The 1198-nt window shown below is 63.6% G+C and carries 1 protein-coding gene; it reads right to left on the minus strand.

All coding sequences use genetic code 11. The features are described from left to right. Nucleotides 1-1066, minus strand: a 1066-nt coding sequence (locus JF66_RS19040) for an acyl-CoA dehydrogenase family protein (RefSeq protein ID WP_035880453.1), incomplete at its 3' end; no start/stop codon positions are given. Between the last annotated feature and the right edge of the window lie 132 nt (nt 1067-1198).

Consider the following 1198-nt stretch of genomic DNA (forward strand, 5'->3'; position numbering starts at 1 on the left):
TGACCGACCCCGCGCGCGCGTCCCGAAACGCCCGCTCGATGGGCAAATGTTTCGAGAACGCCGCACCGCCACACACCCGCATGGCCGATTCGGTGATGATCAGCGCGGCATCGTTTGCCGAGGCCTTCACCCCGAGCACGAACAGGCCCGTGTCTGCGGTCGGGGTCGCCACTTTCGCGGCCGCCTGCGCGAGATAGGACGTCTGCGCCGCCAACGCGATGCTCATCTTCGCAATCTGCGCCCGGATAGTCGGCAATGCGGAAAGCGCCTGATCTAAGTGCTCCAGCCGGGCACCGGTCACGTGGGCGACAGCGGCATCCACTGCTGCGGTGGAGAGCCCGAGCGACACGGCCGAATTGCCGAGGTTGAACCAGGGCAGCACCGTGGCCATCATTGTGCCGAACCCGCTGCCCGGGTCGCCGATGCGATAGCTCGCGGGAATGGTCACATCTATTGCCATCGGGCTCGATGCATTTCCCCGAAGTCCCAGTCCGCTCCAGGGCCCGGCGATATCCAAGCCCTCGGTGCCGGCCGGGATCGCATACAGGTCTACGGTCTCCGGGTCGACCGCACTCTTGGATGACATGACGTAGACATCGGCGTAGCCAGCCGAGGTCACCCAACTTTTATAGGCAGAGAAGCGAACGTCGTCCCCGTCCGCCACCGACTCCGACACAGGAGCCCAAAAGTGCGACCGCGACCCTTTCTCACTGAACGCGAGCGTGCCGAGCACCTCACCGGAAGCCATCCGCGACAGAAGGTCCGGCATCGCTGCGGGCGGGGCGGATGCCACCGTCACGGCAGCCGCGACGTGCATCAGGTAAATCATCGCCGTGGATCCGCACGCCGCCGCGATGGAGCCCAACACTTCCGTGAACTCAACAGGCCCGGCCCCCATGCCGCCAGCTTCCTCACTGATCACCAGACCGAGCAACCCGCTCGACCGGAGAGCCGCAACTGAATCAACGGGGTACGTTCCCTCAGTATCGACCTGTTGGGCGTGAGCGGCAGCTACCGAGGTTACCTGCGCTACAGCTTCTTCGAGGGTCGAGTCCTTCGTGATCATGCGGTCTCCTAGCATCGTTGCTGAAACTATTCGGCACTGCTGTCGCGGGCCGACTGAGTAATTATCACCTTGCGGAGGTTAGGGGGGCAAGGAATTTCTTTAGGGTGTCTAATGCCGGTGTGGCGGCTCATC

It is taken from the genome of Cryobacterium sp. MLB-32 (assembly GCF_000738085.1).
Lineage (GTDB): Bacteria > Actinomycetota > Actinomycetes > Actinomycetales > Microbacteriaceae > Cryobacterium.